Annotated in this window: 5 protein-coding genes; 1 reads left to right on the top strand and 4 read right to left on the bottom strand. The window is 38.9% G+C overall.

Annotation, left to right across the window (positions count from 1 at the left end; genetic code table 11):
* Positions 1 to 476 precede the first annotated feature (476 nt).
* On the top strand, positions 477 to 1,292 hold the full coding sequence (locus tag F0919_RS11170; protein WP_150032822.1) for a sensor histidine kinase: 816 nt from the start codon (positions 477 to 479) through the stop codon (positions 1,290 to 1,292).
* A 295-nt stretch (positions 1,293 to 1,587) separates the two neighbouring features.
* On the opposite strand, the gene dinB is transcribed toward F0919_RS11170, so the two are convergent.
* The 4 genes from dinB to fdhD form a co-directional block, all read right to left on the bottom strand.
* The gene (gene dinB / locus F0919_RS11165) at positions 1,588 to 2,688 is read right to left on the bottom strand and encodes a DNA polymerase IV (protein ID WP_150032821.1); all 1,101 of its coding nucleotides are present in this window, start codon (positions 2,686 to 2,688) and stop codon (positions 1,588 to 1,590) included.
* A gap of 17 nt (positions 2,689 to 2,705) precedes the next feature.
* Positions 2,706 to 5,024: an FdhF/YdeP family oxidoreductase gene (locus tag F0919_RS11160; RefSeq protein WP_150032820.1), complete on the bottom strand. Its 2,319-nt coding sequence runs from the start codon at positions 5,022 to 5,024 to the stop codon at positions 2,706 to 2,708.
* Positions 5,025 to 5,026: 2 nt separating this feature from the next.
* Entirely contained in the window at positions 5,027 to 5,395 is a 369-nt protein-coding gene (locus tag F0919_RS11155; protein WP_150032819.1) for a DUF7009 family protein, read from the bottom strand.
* 198 nt (positions 5,396 to 5,593) lie between these two features.
* Positions 5,594 to 6,424 (bottom strand): formate dehydrogenase accessory sulfurtransferase FdhD, encoded by an 831-nt coding sequence (gene fdhD / locus F0919_RS11150; RefSeq protein WP_150032818.1) that lies wholly within the window; start codon positions 6,422 to 6,424, stop codon positions 5,594 to 5,596.
* Positions 6,425 to 6,461: the final 37 nt, after the last annotated feature.

Genomic DNA, 6,461 nt, shown 5'->3' with positions numbered 1-6,461 from the left:
ACTGAACCCTTAAACTAAAAAAGTAGCAGCGACGCGGCTTTCAGGATGAAATTCCTACCCTTTTCTAAGAACTTTGTCCGCTGCCTTTATCTCTCAGCGGGGTGCAAAAGTAGGACCTCATTTTCAATCGGCAAAATCTTTTTGTTATTATTTGCAGCAATAAACATCGACAATACAGTGAAATGCAATGTCACAGCAACTCTCAGACCAGATATTTATTTAAAACAATCTGTAAAGGATGGTAATAGTGTAATAATATTAAGATAACTATATAAGTAATAGCGTACAAATACTGATTTTGAAAGTAATAATACGGAAATCAAAGAATAAGCATTTCATCTAAATCCTTTGTTTTAAACGGCTTAGATGAATAATGTAAGAGCCATTTATTATAGCAAACTGAAAAGCAGCAATGCTTATCCTATATTTATGTCTGAATTCCTGTATTTTTATTGGAAATCTATTAAACAACCGATTTGAAAAACCTAACGATTTTAATTATAATAGCGACAATAGCGATGCTTATGCTTGCTTCCGCAATTATCTTTTTCGTTATCCTATATCAAAAAAGAATTATTCATCATCAGCAGGAGCTGAAAAGGATTAATGATCAAAAACAATTAGAACTTATCCAGGCTTCCATACAGGGAGAAGAAGAAGAAAGAAACAGAATTGCATCGGAATTACATGATGACGTCGGCGCGACGCTCTCTTCCATACGTCTGTACCTTTATGCGGCAGGAAAAAAAGATGCAGACATTTCCATTCTTAACACAAGCAAGGAATTACTGGACGAAAGCATCCAAAAAATCAGGAATATCTCACACAAATTACAACCTGCCTTACTTCAGCAACTCGGACTTCAGTCATCATTGGAATCTTTTGCTACAATGATAACCAATACAGGCAAGATACATGTTACTTATGCAACATCCGGCGTATTACCCAGATTGCATGAAAATACAGAGCTTTCCGTTTACCGAATTACACAGGAACTGACTAATAACATTATCCGGCACGCCAATGCAACGGTAATAAAAATAGAAACGCTTCTTCAACCGGAATATCTCATAACCAGCCTGATACATAACGGAGAAGGGCTGACGGAAGAAATGTACCAGGAACAGATTTATAAAAAAGGTTCTATCGGACTGAAGAATATTGTAAACCGGCTGAAAACTATCGGAGCAACCATTCAATTCAATAAAAAGGATAATGGGGATTTTTCAATTGCAATTATTGCACCTTTCGAAATAAACAGGATAAAAACATCAAAAAAGGATAAATACTGATTACATTTCATTAAAAAAGGTGGCCCTCCCGGGGAGGGAGGGCGAAACCTGTAAACCAATAAACCAAGTTTTGCCGTGGAAAGTTTTGGCAAAACATTTAACCAAGATAATATGTACAAAAACCGTGCCAAAATTCATAATTTCTTAAAAAATTTTGGATTATTTTATTAAAATAAGAGCTCAAAATGTCAATTTAAGATTGATAAAGAAGTATTTTATACATAAACAGCTTAAAATCAACAAGAATATTTAATGTACATACATTAAATTAAATCAAGAAATATTTATAAGAAGTTTAAAACAGAGAAAGCTGAAAATTATTTCCCTTATCGTTTTTGGGTGTTTCATTTTCAAAATTGGAAACTGATATACCCAATAGCCTAACTTTCTTTCCGGAAAAATCAAGTTTTGACAATAAAAAGCATGTTGACTGGAAAAGAGATTCGTAATCGCTTTTAAGTTGAGGGAAAGTAAAATTTCTCGTGATTTGCTTAAAATCGCTGAATTTAACTTTCAGTGTAATCGTTTTTGCTTTCAAAGCATGTTTCTCTAACCGGCTTGTCACTTTCTGAGCGAGTTTCTCCAATTCTGAAATCATATCTTCTTCTAACTCGAGGTCTTTTTCGAATGTATCTTCTGCTGCAATAGATTTTATAGTTCGTTGAGATTGCACTGGTCTTTCGTCAATGCCTCGAACCATATTATAATAAAATTTACCTGTTTTACCGAAATGGCGAATCATTTCCGTTTCAGACAATTGTTTTAAATCAGCACCGGTAAATAATTGCATGGATTTCATCTTCTGAGCGGTAACTTTTCCTACACCGAAGAATTTTTCCACCGGTAATTGCTCCATAAATGTCAATATCTGCGATGGACCAATAAAGGTAAGTCCATCCGGTTTATTCATATCTGAAGCAATTTTTGCAATGAATTTATTGACCGATACACCCGCCGATGCGGTTAACTGTAATTCACTTTTTATAGACTGCCTTATTTCTTCTGCAATAGTTATAGCCGACCCGATTCCCAATTTATCTTGTGTTACATCCAGATAAGCTTCGTCCAGAGAAAGCGGTTCAATCACATCGGTATATCGCCGGAAAATAGCCCTTATATTTTGCGAGACTTGTTTGTAAGCATCAAAACGGGGAAAGACAAAAATACCTTCGGGACAAAGCTGCTGTGCCTTAACACTGGACATTGCCGAGCGGACACCAAATTTACGCGCCTCGTAACTTGCTGTTGCAACAACACCTCTGCGGTCGGGTAAGCCGCCGACTATTATAGGTTTGTTCCTGTATTCCGGAAAATCGCGCTGCTCGACAGAAGCGTAAAATGCATCCATGTCGATATGAATGATTTTACGGTATGGGGGAACAGGTCCGGGATTCATAAGGTTTTATATGAAGATTAAGCGGGCAGGCTTACGTGGTTTTTAACCTTAATTACAATCATTTTGGAAGTTGGCGTGTTGCTTTTATCTGCAACGCTGTCGATGGGTACCAAAATATTTGTTTCAGGAAAATAGGTAGCGGCGCAACCTTGCGGAATAGAGAACGGCACAATAATAAAATGTGAGGCTACTCTTTCAACACCGTTATGATTATTATAAATATCCACCACATCTCCTGATTTAAGGCCACGGTTGTTCATGTCTTTCTGATTCATGAAGATTACCCTACGCTCATTATAAATGCCTCTGTAACGATCGTTCAATCCGTAGATGGTTGTATTAAACTGGTCGTGGCTGCGGATTGTCATCATCATTAATTCATCAGCGGCCAGATCAGGTTTTTCAAAGGTTGCTATATTAAAGTGTGCTTTACCCGATAGGGTATCAAACCAACCTTCGCGGTTGCAATTGGGCAAATAGAAACCGCCCGGTTGATTTGCTCTTTCATTGTAATTTTCGAAACCGAGAATTGTCTTTTCAATATCATTCCTGATAGTGTCATAATGCTGCGCATAAGCTTCCCAATTGATCTTGCTTTTGTTGCCCAATACCGCCCTTGCCATACGGCTGACAATGACAGGCTCGCTCAGCAATTTGTTGGACACGGGTTTTAATACGCCTTTTGAGCTTTGAACTACGCCCATCGAATTTTCGCAGGTAACATATTGGTTGATGCCGTTAATCATATCCTTATCGCTCCGACCAAGACAAGGCAGTATCAATGCTTCTTCGCCGTGTATCAAATGGCTTCTGTTCAGCTTGGTAGAAATCTGTACCGTAAGATTACATTTTCTCAAAGCTTGCGCGGTATAATTCGTATCGGGGGTAGCCGAAAGAAAATTACCGCCCATTGCAATAAATACTTTGCCTTTACCTTCGTGCATGGCTACAATCGATTCTACTACATCATAACCATGTTTCTCCGGTGGCTTAAAGCCAAATTGTGTTTCAATAGCATTCAGGAATTTAGCGGATGGTTTTTCATAAATGCCCATTGTCCGGTCGCCCTGTACATTGCTATGCCCTCTTACGGGACAAGTGCCTGATCCGGGTTTGCCGATGCTTCCTTTCAGCAATAAAAGGTTTACTACTTCTTTAATGGTATCAACAGCGTTTTTATGCTGTGTCAGGCCCATAGCCCAGCAGGCTATAATCCTGTCTCTGTCTTTTAAGATGTCTGCGGTTTCTTTAATCTGCTGCAACGAAATACCGCTCTGCTCCACACATGCATCCATATCTACCTGCATGATGTGCCTTGAGAAGGCATCGTAGTCTATGGTGTGTTTTTCAATAAAGTCTTTGTCGAATACCGTTCTGGGATACTTCATTTCTTCCTTCAGCAGCAGGTATTCAATTGCCTGCAATAAAGCAAGATCTCCATTCAGTTTTACCTGAAGAAATATATCTGTCAGCGCAGCATCTATACCTAATACGCCTTTCAGTTGCTGCGGATTGTTGAATCCCATTAAACCTGTTTCGGGTAAAGGATTGATGGATATGATGATAGCGCCATTGCGTTTTGCTTTCTGCAATGCGGAAAGCATACGCGGATGATTGGTTCCGGGATTCTGTCCTAAAATCATGATAACTTCCGCTTCATAGAAATCTTCGAGTTTTACAGAGCCTTTGCCTATGCCTAATGATTCGCCCAAAGCCACGCCACTGCTTTCATGGCACATATTGCTGCAATCGGGCAGATTGTTGGTACCGTATTCCCTTACAAACAACTGATATAGAAAAGCAGCTTCATTGCTTGTTCTTCCCGATGTATAAAAGACGGCTTCGTCAGGTGTATCAAGCCTGTTGAGATGTTCCGAAATTTTTTCAAATGATTCTTTCCAGCTTATAGGTTGATAATGCGTTGCGCCTTTAGGCAGATACATAGGCTGCGCTACCCTACCCTTTTTCCCTATTTCATAATCGGATAATAAAGACAGGTCAAAAACACTGTTCTCTGCAAAGAAAGCAGCGGTCAGGCGTTTTGTCGTTGCTTCGTCGGCAACAGCACGGGCGCCGTTTTCGCAGTATTCAGCAATACCGGAGCGTTCATCATCCGGATCAGGCCATGCACAACTCGGACAATCGAAACCGCCTTTCTGGTTCAGGTTCAGCAAAGCTTTATTACCTCTGAAAAAACCCGCTTCCTTTATTATCATTTTAAAGCTTGACAATACCGCAGGAACACCGGCTGCTGTGGTTTTAACTTTGCTCAGGCGCAATCCCGTAAAGTCTTCGGGGTTTTCAGGATTGGGAGAATAACCATTTCGCTCATCCATTGCTAACAGGTTTTATTGGGGTTTGCATAGTTATCACTTTGATCTTCATTGGTATGGTCCAGACATACAAAATCCTTTTCCACCAGGATGAACAGCATTTCGCCATTACCAATAGGCATATTTCCCTTAAAGGTTATAACATCGTTGGTAGCCCATCCTTCCAGAAAAATGGCGGGAATATAAACGGTAATAGTATTATCGGTATAAGTTGCGCTCAGTTCATCAGATGCATCGTTTTTCTTTAAAGCATATTTAAAAACCGTACTTCCAAAATTCGTGGCTTCTTCACAATAGCCTGTTGCAGTAATGGCTTCCACATCTTTTTTGACCAACCTGAAACGAACGGAGTTTCCTTTAATTCTTATTTTCATTTTAATAATTTCATTAAGGAGATAAATAGCATTTAGGACAAGAAAAATTGATTGATTTTCAATCGTTAATAAGATAGGGTTTGCACCCTATCCTATTTTATGTCGTCCTTGCAAGACTTTAAATTTTAGTCCCATACCCATATAACTATCTTCTTTAAAATTCACATGGCTAAAGATATCACATCTCTCGGAAATGAATCATACCATAATCCTTTCCGCGGCTGAATAAATATTACAACGCCTGTCTCTTAAGAATCCTATTAATGTAATATCGTTTTCTTTTGCCAGTTCTACTGCCAGGCTTGATGGCGCTCCTACTGCAACAACACATTTAATACCTGCCATAACCGCCTTTTGTATTAATTCAAAGCTTGCGCGGCCGCTTAATAAAAGTATATATTTGTCCAATGGCAATAACGATTGCTGTAATGCCTTACCAATCAGTTTGTCCAAAGCATTGTGCCTTCCCACATCTTCCTGAAGCATTATAAAATGTCCATTCAGGTCAAACAAAGCAGAAGCATGCAAGCCTCCGGTGCTTTCAAAAATTTCCTGTTGCTGCCGCAGCAAATCCGGCAATTCATATATCAATTCAACAGGAATCCGTATTTTATCTGTTGTTTTTTCAAATATAGAAACGGTCCTGATGGCATCGATACTGGACTTCCCGCAAACGCCGCAACTGGAGGTGATATAAAAATTGCGTTCCGAATTTGGGAGCAGCGGTTTATGATTCGGTTTAAAACAGATTTTTACATTGTTTTGAAATGTATCAACCGTAACCTCTTCAATTGCATCGTAATTTCTTAAAATACCTTCGGTAAATAAAAACCCTATACCTAATATATCATCATTACCTGGCGTGCGCATGGTGATGGATAATGACTTATTTATTATAGTATCATTTTCATTATAAACGAGTTGTATTTCCAAAGGTTCTTCTACGGCCAAAAAATCTTCTTTTGGCGTTACAAGCTTGTCCTGTATTTTGAAGATTGCCGTTGTGGTGATGCCCTTCGTTATTTCCATCCTCAAATTTAGTTATTGTTCAGGAATAGAGCATTAA

The sequence above is a fragment of the Taibaiella lutea genome (assembly GCF_008629695.1).
GTDB classification, from domain to species: domain Bacteria; phylum Bacteroidota; class Bacteroidia; order Chitinophagales; family Chitinophagaceae; genus Taibaiella; species Taibaiella lutea.
Note: the sequence above shows the minus strand (reverse complement) of the source record. Positions and strands in the feature narration are given on the sequence as shown.